The sequence below is a fragment of the Micromonospora sp. U21 genome (assembly GCF_018070045.1).
In the GTDB taxonomy this organism is placed as follows: domain Bacteria; phylum Actinomycetota; class Actinomycetes; order Mycobacteriales; family Micromonosporaceae; genus Micromonospora.
Genome location: NZ_JAGPYK010000026.1, coordinates 1 through 16,048, shown reverse-complemented (window position 1 = coordinate 16,048; position 16,048 = coordinate 1). Strand labels below are relative to the sequence as shown.

The window sequence follows — 16,048 nt, the reverse complement described above, 5'->3', positions numbered from 1 at the left end:
CGCAGCAGGATGTCATGCTCAGCGCAGCACCCGCCAGCGTCGCACCATCAGCAGCAGCGCGGTGATGATGACCCCGGTGACCACCATGAGGACGCTCGTGATCATGGCCCCGTAGGCGAAGCCGGAGAACTCGAAGACCTGGTCGAAGATGTAGACCGGCAGGTAGAGCGTGGCGTTGGCGGGCCGGCCGTCGGTGAGGACGTACGCCGGCACGAAGTTGACCTGCAGGGTGAGGATCGTGTCGCGGACGGCGAGTAGCACCAGCACCGGCGCGAGCAGCGGCAGCGTGAGCCGGCGCAGCTGGCCGAACGGGCCGCAACCTTCCAGCGCCGCCGCCTCGTACAGCCGTCCGTCGAGCATCCGTCGGGCGGCGAGCACGACGATGAACCCCTCACCGATCGGGAACGCGAGCATCAGCGCCACCGCCAGCCGCGCGGAGCCGGGCTCGGCGAGCCAGTTCATGCCCGGGTGGCCGAAGAGCCCGAGCAGTTGGTTGAGCGGGCCGTAGAGCGGGTTGAGCACCCACAGGAAGAGCACCGCCAGGGCCACGTCGGGTACGACGGTCGGCAGGTAGACCGCGACGCGGAACCAGCGGCCGCCAGGGCGGGGCGCGGCCAGCAGCAGCCCGAGCCCGATGGCGGCCAGCAGCCGCAGCGGTACGGCCAGCGCCAGGTGGATCGCGGAGGCCCGGATGCTGTCGGCGAGGAAATTGTCGGCGAGCAGGCGGCGCGCGTTGTCCAAGCCGACGAACCGCGGGTCCCGGGTCAGTCCGGTGTGGTCGGTGAACGCGTAGCCGAGGTTGAGCAGTGCGGGCAGCGCGATCAGCAGCGCGACCGCCACCGCGTACGGCGCGAGGAACGCCCACGCGGTCAGCGGCCGGCTGACCCGGCCGGTGCTCACCGGCGTCGCCCGGTGTCGGCGTCGAAGCGGTGGACCCGGCCCGGGTCGGCGCGCAGTCGCACCTGGTCGCCCGGCCACACGCCGGGCCGGGGGCCGGTGCGGACGGTCAGCCGCGTGCCGTCGTCGCAGCGGGTCAGCAGGATGGCCTCGCTGCCGAGCGCCTCCACCGCCTCGACGGTCGCCGCCACCGGTCCGTCGGGGTCGATCCGCAGATCCTCCGGGCGTACGCCGACGATGCCGTCGGTGGCGCCGCCCAGCACGCCGCCACCGCGTACCAGGTTCATCGGCGGGCTGCCCAGGAAGCCGGCCACGAAGGTGTCCGCGGGTTCGTCGTAGACCTGCTGCGGCGGGCCGATCTGACGGACCCGACCGTGGTCGAGGACGACGACCCGGTCGCCGAGCGTCATCGCCTCGGCCTGGTCGTGGGTGACGTGGATGGTGGTGGTGCCCAGTTCGCGGTGCAGGGTGAGCAGGTCGGCGCGGGTGGCGAAGCGCAGCGGCGCGTCCAGGCTGGCCAGCGGCTCGTCGAGCAGATAGACGGTCGGCTCGCGTAGCAGCGCGCGGGCCAGGGCGATGCGCTGGCGCTGCCCGCCGGAGGTCTCGTCGGGGTAGCGGTCGAGCAGATCCGCGATGCCGAGCCGGTCGGCCGCCGCCCGGGCCCGCTCCTCGGCCTCCGCGCGCCGGACGCGGCGGACCCGCAGCCCGAACAGGAGGTTGCCGCGGACGGTGAGGTGGGGGTAGAGCGCGTAGTCCTGGAAGACCATTGCCACCGCGCGGCGGTGCGGTGGCACCTGGGCCACGTCCTGCCCGTCGACGACGACGCGACCACGGTCCGGCCGGTCCAGCCCGGCGATCAGCCGCAGGATCGTCGACTTGCCGGAGCCGGACGGGCCGACCAGGGTGACCATCTCGCCGGCGCGCACCGCCAGGTCGACGCCGTCGAGGGCAATGATCTTCCCGTACGACTTGGTCAGCGATTCGAGTCGGATCACGCCCTGCTCAGCCACCGGCGCCCACCGGGAGCGCGAAGAGCGGCCGGAGCTTCTCCTCCAGCTGTCGCAGCCCCTCCTCGCGTCCGATCCGGCCGTAGAAGACCTCCTCGAGCAGGCCGCCGGCCTCGCGCTCCACCCGCGACCAGGTGCCGGTGCGCGGGGTGGCGCGCAGGTGCGGCTCGGCGTCGAGGTACACCCGCGACGACCGAGGGGGCTGCTGCGGGTTGAGGAAGTCGGGGGAGTTGGCCACGTCGAGCCGGGACGGCACCGTGCGGCCCGACCCGGCGAGGATCCGCTGGCCCTGCCCGCCCATCGCGAACTCGATGAACCGCCAGGCCTGGTCGTGGTCGGGTAGGCCGGCGCTCATGCAGTAGGCGTCGCTGTGCAGGATCGACGCGGGTACGCCGCCCGGCGCGATCGGCAGCGGTGCCGCGTCCCAGGTGAAGCCGTCGATGGTGCGCAGCGTCGGCACGGCGACCCGGCTGTTGAGGTACATGCCGAGCGTGCCGCGCAGGAACCGGGCCTCACTCGACTCGCTCTGCTCCTCGGCGTCCGGCGGCACGACGTGGTGCTTCAGTTGCAGGTCGAGGAACCAGTCGACGGCGGCGCGGCTGGCCGGGTCACCGGTGAGGGTCAGGGTGGTCGGCTTGTCCGGGTGGTCGACCAGCTCACCTCTGTTGGACCAGACGAACGGGGCGAGCCGCGGCAGGGACGGCTCCACGCCCACGCCGTACTTTCCGTCGCCGGTCAGGGCCTGCCCGGCGGCCAGGAAGTCGTCCCAGGTCCAGCCGGCCTTCGGCAGTGGCACGCCGGCCGCCGCGAACAGGTCGGCGTTGTAGTAGACGACCAGGGAGGACATGTTCTGCGGTAGGCAGGTCAGCGTCTTGCCGTCGAACCGGAAGGCGTCCAGTGCCCGCGGGGAGAAGTCGCTCTCCTTCAGCGCCTCGCTGCGGTCGAGGTACGCCTGCGCCGGCTCGATCGCCTGCTGGGCGGCGAACTGGCCGTAACGGCGGTAGTTGAGCAGGAACACGTCCGGTGGCTGCCCGCCAGCGAACGAGGTGGTCAGGCGGGCCATCAGATCGTCCTGGGTGGCGACGGGGGAGAGGTTGACGGGCACGTCGGGGTGGGCCTGCTCGAAGGCGGCGACGAGGCTGCGGTAGCCGGCGATCTCCTCAGCGTCGCCGAAGAGCACGACCGTAATCCCTGGCCGGTCGACCGCGCGGTCGCCTGCGCCGCAGCCGGCCGCGTAGCCGAGCAACAGCGCGGCGGTGATCAGGGCAACCCATCGTCGAGCGCGGAACGTGCTCACCTACGACCTCCAGATCTCAGTGCCGCCAGCGGATCGTCGTTGAGCAGGATTCGCTGAGCGAGCAGGAACACCACCACGCACGGCGCTGTCGCGACAACGCAGGCGGCCATCAGCAGCGGCCAGTCCGTCGGGTTCAGCAGCCGCAGGAACTGCAGGCCGAGCGGGTATGTGTAGCGGTCACCGCTCTGCAGGTAGAGCAGCGGGTCGATCAGGTTGGACCAGTGCAGCGTGAAGGCGAGCACGCCGACGGCCAGCGTCGCCGGGCGCACCTGCGGCAGCGCTACCCGGCGCCAGATCGTCAACCAACCGGCGCCCTCCAGCCGGGCCGCCCCGAGCTGGGTGTCCGGTACGCCGCCGAAGCTCCACGCGTAGAGCAGCACCAGGAAGGGGCTGCCGGCGAGCAGTGCCGGGGCCAGCAACGGGACGTACGTGTCGACCACGCCGGCCAGCCGGAACAGCTCGAACCGGGTGGCCCACACCGCGGTGACCGGCACCAGGAGCACCGCCAGCAGGCCCAGGACCGCCCGGCGGCGGGCCGCCGGCGTCAACAGCCGCAGCCCGAAGCCGGTCAGTGAGGCGACGATGACGGTCAGCGGCACGGCGACCGCGACGACCAGCGCGGAGTTGGCCAGGTATCGGAACAGTGGGATCAGCTCAGGCAGCCGGGCGTACGCGGCCACGCTCGGTTCGGGTGGGAGTACCTCGAAGGTGCGGGGCGGGGGCAGGCCTGCGGGTCGTAGTGAGCCGACCACCATGAACCACAGTGGTGCGGCGAAGAGCGCCGCGAACGCCGCCGGCACCAGGAACCGCCCCATGAACCGCGGGATCACGGCTGGACCCGAGAACCGCACATCCCGCCCTTCCCGTCGCCCGTCGACTAGTTGGCGCGCTCGTCTCCGATGCCGCCGATGGGCTCCGCTGGTGATCCTGGGTGACGGTCGGGTCGGCCGGCGGAGGTGGTGCGGCGAACCTATGGCCGGGCGGCCGGCGCGTCATCGGGCACCTGTTGGAATCACCCGCTCTCTGGTCCTACGCCTGTCGAGATGCGACAGACGTAGGACCGGACGGCGATCACCTCCCGCATCTGTCCGATGACCATCCGTGAATCGGTTTCTAGGGTGCGAGACAACTGCCGCACCGCCGGCACGTCGTCCTCGCCCGGGACGACCAGGTCCACGGCCGGTGCCGGAGATGGGGAGGAGCACCATGCGAACCACAAGGAGCTGGTGGCGAGCGTCGGTGGTGGTCGTTGCGGCCATCGCCGTCGGCCTGCCGGCGGCAACCGCGACGGCGAACCCGACGGCGGGCCGGGTCAGGCCGGTCATTCAGCACGGAGTCACCCAGCCGGTGTTCGGGTATGCCGACGCGATCCGCGAGCGGGTGTTCGTCACCTCCGACGTCGACACCGATGGCGACGGCGCCCGCGACGTCGTGGCGATGGACATCATCCGGCCCAAAGCCAGCCAGGCCGGCCTGCGGGTGCCGGTGATCATGGATGCCAGTCCCTACTACTCCACCGTGTGTCGAGGCAACGAGAGCGAGTGCAAGGCTGACATCGACGGCGACGGCCTCAACGACCAGTGGCCGCTCTTCTACGACAACTACTTCGTCCCGCGCGGCTACGCGGTGGTGCTGCTCGACATGATCGGCACCAACAACTCGACCGGCTGTCCGGTCACCGGTGGCCGCGCCGACAACGTCAGCGCGCCGACCGCGATCGACTGGCTCAACGGTCGTCGGGCCGGCACCGACGCGACCGGCGAGCGGGTCGTCGCCGACTGGCACAACGGCAAGACCGGCATGATCGGCAAGTCGTACGACGGGACGCTGGCCAACGCGGCTGCCGCCAGCGGCGTGCGAGGGCTCACCACCATCGTGCCGATCTCGGCGATCTCCAGCTGGTACGACTACTCGCGCAGCAACGGCCTGGTCACCCGGGCGAACAACTACTCCGGCAGTCTCTCCAACACGGTCACCAACCCGGAGCGGCGGGAGCACTGTGCGCCGGTGCGGACCCAGCTCGGCGTCGACGGCGACGACGTCACCGGCGACTACAACGCCTTCTGGGCCGAGCGGGACTACGTCCCGCACGCGGACCGGGTGCGGGCGAGTGTGTTCGTGGTCCACGGCATCAACGACAACAACGTCCGCGCGGACCACTTCAGCAAGTGGTGGGACGCGCTGGCCGAGGAGAACGTGCCGCGCAAGCTCTGGCTGACCGGCACCGGTCACATCGACCCGTTCGACTTCCGGCGGGGTGAGTGGGTGGACACCCTGCACCGGTGGTTCGACTTCTGGCTGCACGGGGTGAAGAACGGTATCATGGCCGAGCCGATGGCCGACATCGAGCGGACGCCGGACGTCTGGGAGACCTACCGCAGCTGGCCGGTCCCGGCCGTCCGGAGCACCCAGGTGTTCCTGCGCCCCGGCGACGAGGGGGCGGCCGGCGGGCTGTCGGTCCGCCCGCAGCCGGGTAAGGCGTCCCGGACGTTCCAGGACACCCCGTCGATGAGCCAGACCAACGCGATCCGGCACCCGTCGGACCCGGCGGCGAACACGGAGAACCGGTTGGTCTTGCTCTCCCAACCGCTGCGCCAGCCACTGCACATCTCGGGCACCCCGATCGTCAAGATCAACGCATCGGTGAACGGCGAGGACACCAGCTTCGCCGGCCTGCTGGTGGACTACGGCACCCGGCCGCGGTTCAGCACCTCGGGCGACGGCATCCGGACGCTGACCACCGAGGACTGCTGGGGTGACTCGGCCACCTGGGGCGGACACGCCGAGGACGCCTGCTACCGACAGACCGAGAAGACCGTCGTCACCGATCCGCAGGAGCTGGTGACCAAGGGCATCCTGGACGGCCTCAACCTGAAGTCGCCGTCCGTGGCCACGCCGCTGGTGCCGGGCAGGAAGAACTCCGTCGACGTGCCGCTGCTCCCCGAGGACTACGTCTTCGCGGCCGGCAACCAGGTCGGCGTCGTGCTACTCGGCTCGTACTCCGGCTACAGCAGCCGGGCGAAGCAGAACCGGGCCGACATCAGCGTCCACTTCGACCGCAGCCGGATCGAGCTACCGATCGTCGGTGGCCGGTCGGCGGCCGTGGCCGCAGGCTTGTAACTGGGGACCCGGTGGGCGGGGCGGTAGCGCCCTGCCCACCGGCGTCACTCCTGCGGCCGGTAGGCGCCGGTCAACCGGCCCAGCTTCAGCGCCAGGTGCAGACAGAGCCGCTCGTTTCCGTTCTTCAGGTCCGTGTCGGCCAACTCCTCGATCCGCTGCAGCCGGTAGTAGAGCGTGGTGCGGTGCAGGCGTAGCTGCTTGGCAGTGGCGTGCGCGTTCCCGGCCAGATCCAGATAGCGCTCCAAGGTCTGCAGCAACACCGGATTCGGCTGCTCCCGCAGCAACCGATCAAGCCCGGGGTGCACGTCGGCGATGTCCAGGTGCCGACCCTCCATCCGCGACAGCACGCGGTAGATGCCCAACCCCGCCCACGACACCACCGGGCCGAGCGCCGGCAACCGCACGCCCACCCGGGCCGACTGCAGCGCTTCCCCGTACGACGCGATCGCCTCGGTCAGCCGGGGCCGCGGCTGCCCGACCCCGACCACGACGCGCTCCACCGAGCCGAGCCCGCGGGTCGCCTGCCGCAGGTTGTCGTCGAGCAGCTTCGCGACGACCTCGGGGGAAGGGCGCCCGGCGCCCCGCTCGCCGCAGAGCAGCAGCACCCCGTGGTCGTCGCGGACCAGGTGCAGCGCCTCCCGGGTGCCGATCCACCGCCGGGTGGTGACCAGCGCCTGCTCCAGGGCCAGCCGGGCAACCTCGTCGGGCAGTTCGCCGTGCGGCGGCACCAGCTGCGCGACAAGCGCGGTGACCCGCCCGTCCCCGACGATCAGGCCGGTCTCGCGCAGGGTCCGCAGCGACTGGTCCCGGCTGACGTCGCTGTCGGAGAGCAGGGTCCGCGCCGCCTCGGTCTCCCGTTGGGAGGCCAGCTCACCGAGAAGGTTCTCCCGGTACAGCGCCAGCGACAGCTCGCTCATCAGGCCGGTGGCGGTGATGTCCGCGTCGGCCATCGTGCCGTCCGGGTCGATGAACCACACGAACCCCAGCAGCAGGTCCTGGTGACGGATCGGCACGCAGACCCGCGGCAGCAGGTCGAGCTCTCGCGACGCCTGCGTACGCACCGCGGTACGGGCGTCCATGACGCCGACGTCCCGGAACCACGCCATCACCTCCGGGGTGTTCTGCCGGCGCAGGATTGACGCCTTGCGCACGTCGTCCATCAACCCGGTGTGCTCGCTGTAGACCACCACCCGCTGACGGCGGTCCTCGATCAGCGCCGGGCGGCCCGCGTACGCGGCGAGTGCGTCGACGAGGCGTTGCAGTTCCCCTTGCATGAGATCGTCCCGTCACCTCCTCACTGGGTCGTCACCGCGGCAGCACCCCGAGGGGCTGCCCGAGTCTCCCGGCGACCGGGTGGCCACCGCGCCACAGAACGATCATGCTGGGCGACGCGGACCTTCACAACCGTCTATCGGGCCGTAGCCGGTGATTCCGGCCGTGGACACCGCCGGGCCATTTGCCGGCCACCCGCCGAGATCGGCCGTTGGCCGGACATACCGACAGTGGTGCCGTGGGCGAGGAGACCACACGCGGACCTGTGCGAGCTGAGGATGGCGGCGAGCTGCGCCGATGGCCTGCTGCTGCTCGCCCGCCCAAGCCCGACAGGCGGGGCCGGCGCTGCCGCCCGTGCCGTCCATCGGAATGTTGAGGATGTCACCGTAGCGCGGCTCGGTGATTCGCCCGATGGGGATGAGGCGGGGTCACCCCCCGTCCCAGGAGGCTGTCGAGGTACCAGTTCGCTCGGCACCCGAGAGGTGAAGTGTGCGATCGCGGCGCATTGAGGTCAGGGGCTCGCAACTGGCGGTTCGACGGCGATCCGGCTTGGAAGGAGAATCAGGTGGAATACCAGGATTTCATCAACGCAGTGGCCACGCGGGCGAAGGTGTCGACCGATCAGGCGGCGACACTCAGCCGCGCGACGTTGGAGACGTTGGCAGATCGGATCAGTGCCGGCCAGGCTGAGAACCTTGCGTATCAGCTTCCCGGAGGGCTTGACGATCACCTGCGCAGACCCCTACCGCATAGAAGGCAGGAACATGCCCAGTCGTTCGGGCTCGACGAGTTCGTGCGGCGGGTGGCGGACCACCCGGCCATCGACCGTGCGCTCGCCGCTGCCGGGGTCGGCGCGGTGCTCACCACGCTCCGTGAGGCTGTTTCCCGTGACCAGTTCGAGGACGCGCTGGCCCAGCTGCCGAAGGAGTTCCAGCAGGTGATCGAACCGGTGGGCGCCGGTGGCCGGCAGCACCTCGGCTCGTAGCACGCACGGACGCTGCGAGGCACACCAACTGGTCGGGAAGGAGAACTGGTGAACTACGCCGAGTTTCTCGAATCGGTGGGGAAGCGGGCGGGCATGCCGGCGGCGGAGGCGGCAAAGATCGTCGGGGCCACGCTCACGACCTTGGGGGAAGGCGTCAGTGGCGGCGAGGCGCGGCACCTGGCTTCCCAGGTCCCCGAGGAGTTGCGGGGGTACCTGCACAAGGACGTGGACTTCGCCGAACAGCTCGACCTCGTGGAGTTCCTCAATGAGGTGGGGGTCCGCGCGGGAACGGATGGCGACCGGACCGCTGAGGTTGCCCGCGCCGTGTTGACAACCCTGCGCGAGGCGGTGAGCGCGGAAGACCTTGAGAGCCTGGAATCCGAGCTGCCGAAGGACTTCCGGCGGCTGCTGCGTCCGGTGGACCGCAGCGTCGGGGCCTGAACCTAGCCACTTCTCTGGTCCGATCCGGGTACGGTGCGCGGGTGGAGGTTGGATTCGCCCCGCCCGTCTCCGGCTCGTGGGCCACACCGGAGAACATGATCCATGTCGCCCGCCGCGCCGAGCAGCTCGGATACCACTCGCTCTGGACGTTCCAGCGGCTCCTGGTCCCCGCTGACCTCGGTTGGAGCGAGACCTACCACGGCGTCCAGGACCCGCTGACCACGCTGGCGTTCCTGGCGGCCCACACCACGCGGATCCGGCTCGGCGTCGCGGTGCTCAACATGCCGTTCGTCTCTCCGGTGCTGCTGGCCAAGCAGACAGCGACTCTCGACATCCTCGCCGGCGGACGACTCGACGTGGGTCTCGGCCTGGGCTGGGCGGATGAGGAGTACCAGGCGACGGGGGTGAGCAAGCATCGGCGGGGCCAGCGCGCCGAGGAGTTCCTCGCCGTTCTCCGCGCTCTCTGGCAGGACGACGTCGCCGAGCATCGCGGCGAGTTCTACCAGGTCCCGCCGACGCGCCTGGAGCCGAAACCCGTGCAGCGGCCACACCCGCCGATCCTGCTCGGCGGCCAGGCGCCCGCCGCGCTGCGCCGGGCCGGCCGGCTCGCCGACGGCTGGGTCAGTGGCAGCCAGGCGGACCTGACGGGCATCGGCGAGGCGGTCGCGACCGTCAAGGCCGCCGCTGCGGAGGCCGGCCGCGATCCCGGCTCACTGCGATTCGTCTGCCGCGGCGCGGTCCGCGTACGCCCGACCGGCCCGCCCGATCGCGAGCCGCTCACCGGCACGCTCGAGCAGATCCGATCGGATCTCGGCAGGCTTGCCGAAGCCGGCATCACGGAACTGTTCGTGGACCTCAACTTCGATCCGGAGATCGGCTCACCCCGCGCCGACGCGCAGGCGTCGCTGCGCCGGGCCGACGAGGTGCTCGACGCCCTCGCTCCCACCCGCTGACACCCCTGACCGGCGCTCACCCGGCCGGGTCGGTCGCCGCGTCCGCCGCAGTCCACGCCGACCAGCCGGTCACCCGGATCGCGACCACCGGTCCGGCTGGTGGCCGCTGGACGTACTGCGGGTACTTGTCGGCCAGGGCCGCGCGGGCCGTAGCCTCCTCGGCGCGGTCCTGCACCAGCCGGCCGTGCCCGTCCAGCCGGACCCACCACAGCCGCGACCAGTCCTCGTCGTACTCGTCGACCAGCAGGCAGGTGTGCCCCGTCGCCTGAATGTTCTCGAGCCGGCGTAGCCGCCGGTGGCGCTTGGGCTTCTCATCCACCACGTGGTAGACGACCTCGTCGAGCAGCACGAAGCACACGGGCACCAGGTGGGGACGCCCATCCGCCGCGACGGTGGCCAACCGGGCCACCCTGGCCGACCGGACCCGATGCCGGATCTCGTCGGCGGGCACAGACCCGACGGTAACAGCCGACCCGGCCATGGTGACTCGTTGTGGCCGCGGCATCGTCGAGCCGGTGGGTGTGCCAGCGCCGCACTCGGGTACGCCGTGCCGATCGGACCCGGGGGAGGCGTGATGGCGAGCGAGGCGCCCGACTACTTCCAGCCCGAGGCTGGGCTGGTGCTGACGCACCTGCTGATCGTGCGGGATGTGGACCGTTCACGGGAGTTCTACCAGCGGGTGCTGGGAGCGACGGTGGTGCGGGAACGCCAGCCGGCGATCCTGCGGTTCCACAACAGCTACATCGTGATCAACGACGAGGGTGGTCCGACCGACGACAAGCCGGATGTGCAGGCGCAGGCGCCGCCGGATTCGCGGACGCTCAGCGGCGCGATGAACGTCCGGGTCACCGACGTCCGGGCGGTCTATGAGCAGTGGCGGTCACGGGGTGGGGAGTTCCTGACCGAGCCGAAGGACCATGGCGTCGAGATCCGGTGCTACCTGCGTGATCCGGACGGCTACCTGATCGAGCTCGGCCAGGGCACCGGGATCCTCGCCGAGATGGGTCGGGCAGCCTCTGCCTGAGCCTGACGACAGGCGCCGCCGGCACCCTTGGTCACGGCCAGACCAACCATCGTGATCGGGCCCCTGGTGATCAGGGCGAGACTCGTACCTCTACCGAGCTGATGAACCACCTAAAGTCGGACGTGCTGTCAATGGACACGTCGTTTGTGCCGCTGATGTCGAACGAACGCGTCCCGGCGCACACGACGACGGACTGACCTGCCGGCACCGGCCCCGCGCTGAACAGTTGCGCGAAGTAGTGGGCGCCACGGGTCAACTTCTCCTGCAGGAAGCTCTCGTCATCGTCGGTCTCCTCGTGGAAGACCGACATCTCGGCATACGAGGGCTCGGCCACGTTGGGATGCAGGACGTCGAGCATCAGGAAGTTCCGCTGGCCTGTGCCAGAGTTCGACCAGCCCCATTCGTCCTCTGTTTCCAGGCGGTGCGTCGCCTCGACGCACTGCGCGTCGATGAGGACCTCGACCAGGCCGGTGGTGGGCGGCACGAAGCCGAACGCTATCGAGCTGAACGCGTCGCCGGACGCGTAGTCGAAGTCGCCTGCGTCGCTGTTGTCCATTGTGATCGAGATGCCGACGTCGCCGACCGACGGGTTGAGCGTATGGATGCGATCAACGACGAAGTTGTCGTTGTGCACCGGGGTGAAGCCGAAGTTGAACCCGAAGAACGGCGGCCGGAACACTTCCCACCGGTGCGGGTCCTGGCTGTCGTCGGGTTCGAAGACTCCCCAGGGGAGCGCATGATCGTGGAACGGAGACAGGCTCAACCACTTGTCGAGGTTGCTCGAGAGGTGGAATCCGGTGCTGATGTTGTCGTCGACCGTGAAGACGTCGGTTATTGAATCGTGGTAATCCGTCGCTATTGCGGCAATGGCCTCGCGTCTGACGTCTCGACTTCGCAGGAATGCGTCGGCCTTATGTTTCCTGGCTTTGTTGAGTTTCGCGTAGGGCGACCTCAACCCTTGGGGCGGCTGGAGCAGGTCACGAAACGTCAGCCGTTCCTGCTGCATCAGTTGCCTCAAGTCCGCCCAGGTGTCGTCTCCTAGCAGGCGCTGCAGCCGCTGGCTTGCGTGAGCCGACAGCTTCGCAGCTTTGCTGCTGCGCTTTTTGGTGATCGTCTGGAGGCGCCGCTCACGCTCCTGTGCCGCCCCATCCGCCGATCGCTGGGCCTCCACGGGGAACTGGCGAAAATTGCGAATTGTTTTACAGGTACTGACCACCTGAACCACCCCACTAAAACTTTGTCTACATGCTGCTTCACATCTCTCCGGCTGGCCATACGGGTGCTGCTATGTTTGCAACGCCACATGTGCCGCCAAATAGCATTAATCGTGCTATTGTCGCCGCCGCACTCGGCGAGCCGGTCGGCAGACGCCCCCGAGGTCGTTGAGCCAGACCCGTGGCCGGTTGCGCCGGGCCGAGGGCGGGTGAATGTGGGCGTTCTGGAATCCTGGCAGCACCATGCCGCCCGGTCGGCGGTTAGCAAAACCAGTGCAGCGATCGAAGTGTCCGGCCGACGCGTCGATCGCACCTGGGCGAACATGGTGGCCATGGTGTTACCCAGACGCTTGGCGCGGTTCAACTGGGTCGTCACCAACCGCGTGACCGGTCCGCTGGCCGGGCGGCTGCCCGGCTTCGGCGTCATCATCCACCGGGGCCGCCGCTCCGGTCGGGTGTACCGGACTCCGATCAATATCTTCCGGACGTCCGACGGTTACGTCGCCGCGCTGACCTACGGGGTCACCGACTGGGCGAGAAACGTACTGGCGGCCGGCGGCTGTGAGCTGGAGACCCGCGGCCGGCGAGTGCCCCTCACCGGTCCCCGCCTCGTGCACGACCCCACCCGCCGGGACATGCCGCCGGTCGTGCGCCAGGTCGTCGGGGTGATCGGCGTGACCGACTTCCTCTATCTCGACACCGTGCCCGATGCAGACCACGTCCGCTAGGCAGATCTCCGCCGGGCTTTCTACCGAAGGCTCGACGGTGGCAGCGAGTCGGCGAGTTCGGCGATAACCTCGGCGTGGCAGCGCTCCGGCACGCACCAGCAGCCGAGCCGGCGTCCGCGCAGGCCGGCGCGGAGGGCGAGGAGGTCGGGTCGGCCGAGCAGATACGCCCGGTACTTGTCGAGGATCTCGTTTCGGGTGCCGTCAGGGTCGGGGCGGACTACGACCCCGCCACCGGCCAGGTCTCCGGACAGGTCGACTTCGCAACCGCCTCGGTCGTCGATGAGGCGGTCGCCGCCGCCGACGAGGCGTTCACCCGATGGCGTAGCGCATCCCTCGCCCGGCGGATGAGCGTCATGTTCTCCTTCCGGGAACTGCTCAACGCCCGAAAGTCCGACCTCGCCCAGATCATCACCGCCGAGCATGGCAAGGTGCTCTCCGACGCCGCGAGGGAGATCCAGCGTGCGCTGGAGGCGGTCGAGTTCGCCTCCGGGATCCCGCAACTGCTGAAGGGCGGGTTCAGCGAGAACGCCTCGGCCCAGGTGGACGTGTACTCCATCCGGCAGCCGCTCGGCGTGGTCGGGGTGATCACCCCCTTCAACTTCCCGGCCATGGTCCCGCTGTGGTTCGTGCCGAACGCCATCGCGTGCGGCAACACGGTGGTGCTCAAGCCGAGCGAGAAGGACCCGTCCGCGTCGAACTTCCTGGCGGAGTTGTTCGCGGAGGCCGGGCTGCCGGACGGCGTTCTCAACGTCGTGCACGGCGACAAGGAGGCGGTCGACCGGATTCTCGAACACCCGACGGTCAAGGCTATCTCGTTTGTCGGCTCCGAAACGGGCACCCGTAACGGCAAGCGGGTGGCGCTCGGCGGCGCGAAGAGCCACATGGTCGTGCTGCCCGACGCCGACCTCGACCTCGGCCGCCGACGCCGCCGTCTCGGCCGGCTTCGGCTCGGCCGGCGAGCGCTGCATGGCCATCTCCGTCGTCGTGGCCGTCGACCCGGTCGGTGACGAGCTCGTCGGCAAGATCAGCGAACGGATCGCGGCACTCCACGTCGGCGACGGCCGTCGCCCGGGCTGCGAGATGGGGCCGCTGGTCACCGGCGCTCACCGCGACCGGGTGATGTCTTACCTGGACGCTGGTCGGTCCGCGGGGGCGCAGCTGGTGGTCGACGGGCGGAACCACCCGATCGACGGTGAGCAAGCCGGCTTCTGGCTCGGACCGACTCTCTTCGACCATGTCGACAGCGACATGTCCATATACACCGACGAGATCTTCGGACCGGTCCTCTCGGTGCTCCGGCTGCCCAGCTACGGCGCCGCCGTCGAACTCGTCAACGCCAACCGGTACGGCAACGGTACGGCGATCTTCACCAACGACGGTGGCGCAGTTCGCCGGTTCCAGAATGAGGTCGAGATCGGCATGATCGGGGTGAACGTCCCGATCCCGGTCCCGGTCTCGTACTACTCCTTCGGGGGTTGGAGGACTCACTGTTCGGTGACGCTCACGCGTACGGGCCAGAGGGAGTGAACTTCTTCGTCAGATCCAAGGTCGTCACCAGCCGGTGGCTCGACCCGTCCCACGGTGGCGTGAACCTCGGCTTCCCACAGAACAGCTGAGCACCGGCCTGAATCAACTGCGCCCGGGGACGGCCATCTCGCCGGCATCGGGCGGCCCGCTGCCCGTGCCAGGTCTCGTCACGATTCCGCCGCGTCGGGCGGTGCACTGCCCTGATCCGGTCGACTCGCGGGCTCGGCGCGGCCGTGGAGCGCGACGGCGACGATCGTACCGGGGCAGAGCATGAAGGACCTGCCCCGGACGGCCACCGGGACGGGCTGCCCCGACCCGGGGGCGGCCGAGATCCGCAACCGCTCGTGGTAGACATGCAGGGAGATCAGCTGGTTTCGGTACCGGATCACGCAGTCGAGCCGGTCGAGCCCTTCGGGCAGCAGCAGGTTGAGCCGGAGCACGTCGCCGCGGGCCTCCAGGCCGGTGTAGCAGCGTTGCAGGATGTCCAGCGTTCCGGCAGTGGCGCCGAGGTGTATGCCGTTCCGCGTCGAGCTGTGCTCCGGATCCGCGAGGTCGGTGCCGAGTGCGGTCAGCAGCATCTCGAAGGATCGGCCGCGATCGGTGCGGGCCAGAACCCATGCGTGCGCTACCCGGCTCAACTGGATTAGCGAGGAATCCTGGCCCTTCAGGGCTGGGAGGAGTCGCGTCACGGACCGGGACGTTTCTGTTCTTTGATGTAGTCCTTGATCACTTCTAGTGGGGCGCCGCCGCAGGACGCGGCGAAGTACGAAGGGGACCATAGGTGCCCGTGCATGACGTGCCGGTTGATCCGGTCGGTGTACTCCTTGCGTAGGTAGTGCGCTGAGACGCCCTTGAGTCGGTTGACCAGTGTGGAGATCGGCAGTTTGGGCGGGTAGTGCACGAGCAGGTGGACGTGGTCGTCCTCGCCGTTGAACTCGCGCAGTTCGGCGCCCAGGTCGGCGCAGACCTGTGGCATGACCTGTTCGCAGTGGATGAGCATCGCGGGTCGTTGAGGACGTCCCGCCGATACTTGGTGACGAAGACAAGATGTAGGTGCAGGTTGTAGACAACGCTTCTACCTCTGCGAATATTCGGGTCCGGGGTTCATGGTGGTGACATAGATAAGATGAGACGGTGTGGTCATGCCTGCGAAAAACTGGACGAGGTCGTGAAGCCGAGTTGGGCGGCCAAGGTCCTCGGCATCGACGACGCGGACCTGCCGAAACTTGACCGCCCCTGGAGCCAACGGGACGTGCGGTCGCTGCGTGAGAGCAGGCCGGACTGGCTGATCGAAGCGCGACGTCGCCACGCGGGCAGTGTGCAGCAGGCCAGCGAGGCGCGGGCCGCAGAGCTGGACGCGGAACTGGCGCGGCTCGGCTACGACGCCCCGGACCTCGGCACGGTTGATCAGGCTGCGCTCTACATCGACGACGCCGTGACCCACCTGACGACCGTGACTCGCTGCTCCGAAGACGAAGCGGACCGGGCTGCCTGGCGGCGGTGGCCGAAGTCGATGGCCGCCGAAGAGGACTACGCCGACCAGGACGCCTAGTGAAGATCGTCGTGCAGGTCCGGTTGTTCCC

Annotated in this window: 16 protein-coding genes and 2 pseudogenes; 8 read left to right on the top strand and 10 right to left on the bottom strand. The window is 69.4% G+C overall.

Going from position 1 to position 16,048, the window contains the following annotated elements; translation table 11 throughout:
* Positions 1-18: 18 nt before the first annotated feature.
* Genes KBX63_RS26525 through KBX63_RS26510 form a run of 4 tightly spaced genes read right to left on the bottom strand, consistent with a single transcriptional unit; the run spans position 19 to position 4,031 of the window.
* Positions 19-900: a carbohydrate ABC transporter permease gene (locus tag KBX63_RS26525; RefSeq protein WP_210915904.1), complete on the bottom strand. Its 882-nt coding sequence runs from the start codon at positions 898-900 to the stop codon at positions 19-21.
* Positions 897-1,907, bottom strand: a complete 1,011-nt coding sequence (locus KBX63_RS26520) for an ABC transporter ATP-binding protein (RefSeq protein ID WP_210915902.1) — start codon at positions 1,905-1,907, stop codon at positions 897-899. Before KBX63_RS26520 ends, KBX63_RS26525 begins: the two co-directional genes overlap by 4 nt.
* On the bottom strand, positions 1,900-3,201 hold the full coding sequence (locus KBX63_RS26515) for a sugar ABC transporter substrate-binding protein (protein ID WP_210915900.1): 1,302 nt from the start codon (positions 3,199-3,201) through the stop codon (positions 1,900-1,902). The genes KBX63_RS26520 and KBX63_RS26515 overlap by 8 nt, the downstream gene beginning before the upstream one ends.
* On the bottom strand, positions 3,198-4,031 hold the full coding sequence (locus tag KBX63_RS26510) for a carbohydrate ABC transporter permease (RefSeq protein ID WP_210915898.1): 834 nt from the start codon (positions 4,029-4,031) through the stop codon (positions 3,198-3,200). The genes KBX63_RS26515 and KBX63_RS26510 overlap by 4 nt, the downstream gene beginning before the upstream one ends.
* Before the next feature lie 376 nt (positions 4,032-4,407).
* Between KBX63_RS26510 and KBX63_RS26505 the strand changes: the two genes are divergently transcribed.
* Positions 4,408-6,321, top strand: coding sequence for a CocE/NonD family hydrolase (locus KBX63_RS26505; protein WP_210915897.1), 1,914 nt, complete (start codon positions 4,408-4,410; stop codon positions 6,319-6,321).
* A gap of 44 nt (positions 6,322-6,365) precedes the next feature.
* Here the strand turns inward: KBX63_RS26505 and KBX63_RS26500 are convergent, their stop codons facing one another.
* On the bottom strand, positions 6,366-7,595 hold the full coding sequence (locus tag KBX63_RS26500) for a CdaR family transcriptional regulator (protein WP_210915896.1): 1,230 nt from the start codon (positions 7,593-7,595) through the stop codon (positions 6,366-6,368).
* A 563-nt stretch (positions 7,596-8,158) separates the two neighbouring features.
* Here KBX63_RS26500 and KBX63_RS26495 point away from each other — a divergent pair.
* Genes KBX63_RS26495 through KBX63_RS26485 form a run of 3 tightly spaced genes read left to right on the top strand, consistent with a single transcriptional unit; the run spans position 8,159 to position 9,972 of the window.
* Positions 8,159-8,578 (top strand): DUF2267 domain-containing protein, encoded by a 420-nt coding sequence (locus KBX63_RS26495; protein WP_210915895.1) that lies wholly within the window; start codon positions 8,159-8,161, stop codon positions 8,576-8,578.
* Positions 8,579-8,626: 48 nt separating this feature from the next.
* Positions 8,627-9,019: a DUF2267 domain-containing protein gene (locus tag KBX63_RS26490; protein ID WP_210915894.1), complete on the top strand. Its 393-nt coding sequence runs from the start codon at positions 8,627-8,629 to the stop codon at positions 9,017-9,019.
* A 41-nt stretch (positions 9,020-9,060) separates the two neighbouring features.
* Positions 9,061-9,972: a TIGR03619 family F420-dependent LLM class oxidoreductase gene (locus tag KBX63_RS26485; protein WP_307871856.1), complete on the top strand. Its 912-nt coding sequence runs from the start codon at positions 9,061-9,063 to the stop codon at positions 9,970-9,972.
* Between the two features lie 16 nt (positions 9,973-9,988).
* Here the strand turns inward: KBX63_RS26485 and KBX63_RS26480 are convergent, their stop codons facing one another.
* A complete protein-coding gene (locus KBX63_RS26480) occupies positions 9,989-10,423 on the bottom strand; it encodes a TIGR03668 family PPOX class F420-dependent oxidoreductase (protein WP_307871855.1) in 435 nt (144 codons plus the stop codon).
* A 123-nt stretch (positions 10,424-10,546) separates the two neighbouring features.
* Between KBX63_RS26480 and KBX63_RS26475 the strand changes: the two genes are divergently transcribed.
* The gene (locus tag KBX63_RS26475; RefSeq protein ID WP_210915887.1) at positions 10,547-10,996 is read left to right on the top strand and encodes a VOC family protein; all 450 of its coding nucleotides are present in this window, start codon (positions 10,547-10,549) and stop codon (positions 10,994-10,996) included.
* Between the two features lie 70 nt (positions 10,997-11,066).
* Here KBX63_RS26475 and KBX63_RS26470 read toward each other — a convergent pair whose 3' ends face one another.
* Positions 11,067-12,221 (bottom strand): hypothetical protein, encoded by a 1,155-nt coding sequence (locus KBX63_RS26470; protein ID WP_210915885.1) that lies wholly within the window; start codon positions 12,219-12,221, stop codon positions 11,067-11,069.
* A gap of 321 nt (positions 12,222-12,542) precedes the next feature.
* Here KBX63_RS26470 and KBX63_RS26465 point away from each other — a divergent pair, with 321 nt between their 5' ends.
* Positions 12,543-12,938, top strand: a complete 396-nt coding sequence (locus KBX63_RS26465) for a nitroreductase family deazaflavin-dependent oxidoreductase (RefSeq protein ID WP_210914668.1) — start codon at positions 12,543-12,545, stop codon at positions 12,936-12,938.
* 20 nt (positions 12,939-12,958) lie between these two features.
* Here the strand turns inward: KBX63_RS26465 and KBX63_RS36875 are convergent, their stop codons facing one another.
* Positions 12,959-13,099, bottom strand: coding sequence for a DUF4326 domain-containing protein (locus KBX63_RS36875; protein WP_374102270.1), 141 nt, complete (start codon positions 13,097-13,099; stop codon positions 12,959-12,961).
* Between KBX63_RS36875 and KBX63_RS26455 the strand changes: the two are divergent.
* Positions 13,100-14,554, top strand: a pseudogene (locus tag KBX63_RS26455) (CoA-acylating methylmalonate-semialdehyde dehydrogenase).
* A 78-nt stretch (positions 14,555-14,632) separates the two neighbouring features.
* Here KBX63_RS26455 and KBX63_RS26450 read toward each other — a convergent pair.
* Complete coding sequence (locus KBX63_RS26450; protein ID WP_374102268.1) at positions 14,633-15,043, bottom strand: glycosyl hydrolase family 65 protein; 411 nt, start codon at positions 15,041-15,043, stop codon at positions 14,633-14,635.
* A 107-nt stretch (positions 15,044-15,150) separates the two neighbouring features.
* Positions 15,151-15,554: pseudogene (gene tnpA, locus KBX63_RS26445) on the bottom strand (IS200/IS605 family transposase).
* Positions 15,555-15,633: 79 nt separating this feature from the next.
* On the opposite strand from tnpA, the gene KBX63_RS26440 reads away from it, so the two are divergent.
* The gene (locus KBX63_RS26440) at positions 15,634-16,017 is read left to right on the top strand and encodes a hypothetical protein (protein ID WP_210915880.1); all 384 of its coding nucleotides are present in this window, start codon (positions 15,634-15,636) and stop codon (positions 16,015-16,017) included.
* Positions 16,018-16,048: the final 31 nt, after the last annotated feature.

Coding starts and splice junctions, on each gene's coding strand:
- KBX63_RS26505 (WP_210915897.1), top strand. CDS start 4,408: ATGCGAACCACAAGGAGCTGGTGGCGAGCGTCGGTGGTGGTCGTTGCG.
- KBX63_RS26500 (WP_210915896.1), bottom strand. CDS start 7,595: ATGCAAGGGGAACTGCAACGCCTCGTCGACGCACTCGCCGCGTACGCG.
- KBX63_RS26475 (WP_210915887.1), top strand. CDS start 10,547: ATGGCGAGCGAGGCGCCCGACTACTTCCAGCCCGAGGCTGGGCTGGTG.
- KBX63_RS26465 (WP_210914668.1), top strand. CDS start 12,543: ATGGTGTTACCCAGACGCTTGGCGCGGTTCAACTGGGTCGTCACCAAC.
- KBX63_RS26450 (WP_374102268.1), bottom strand. CDS start 15,043: ATGCTGCTGACCGCACTCGGCACCGACCTCGCGGATCCGGAGCACAGC.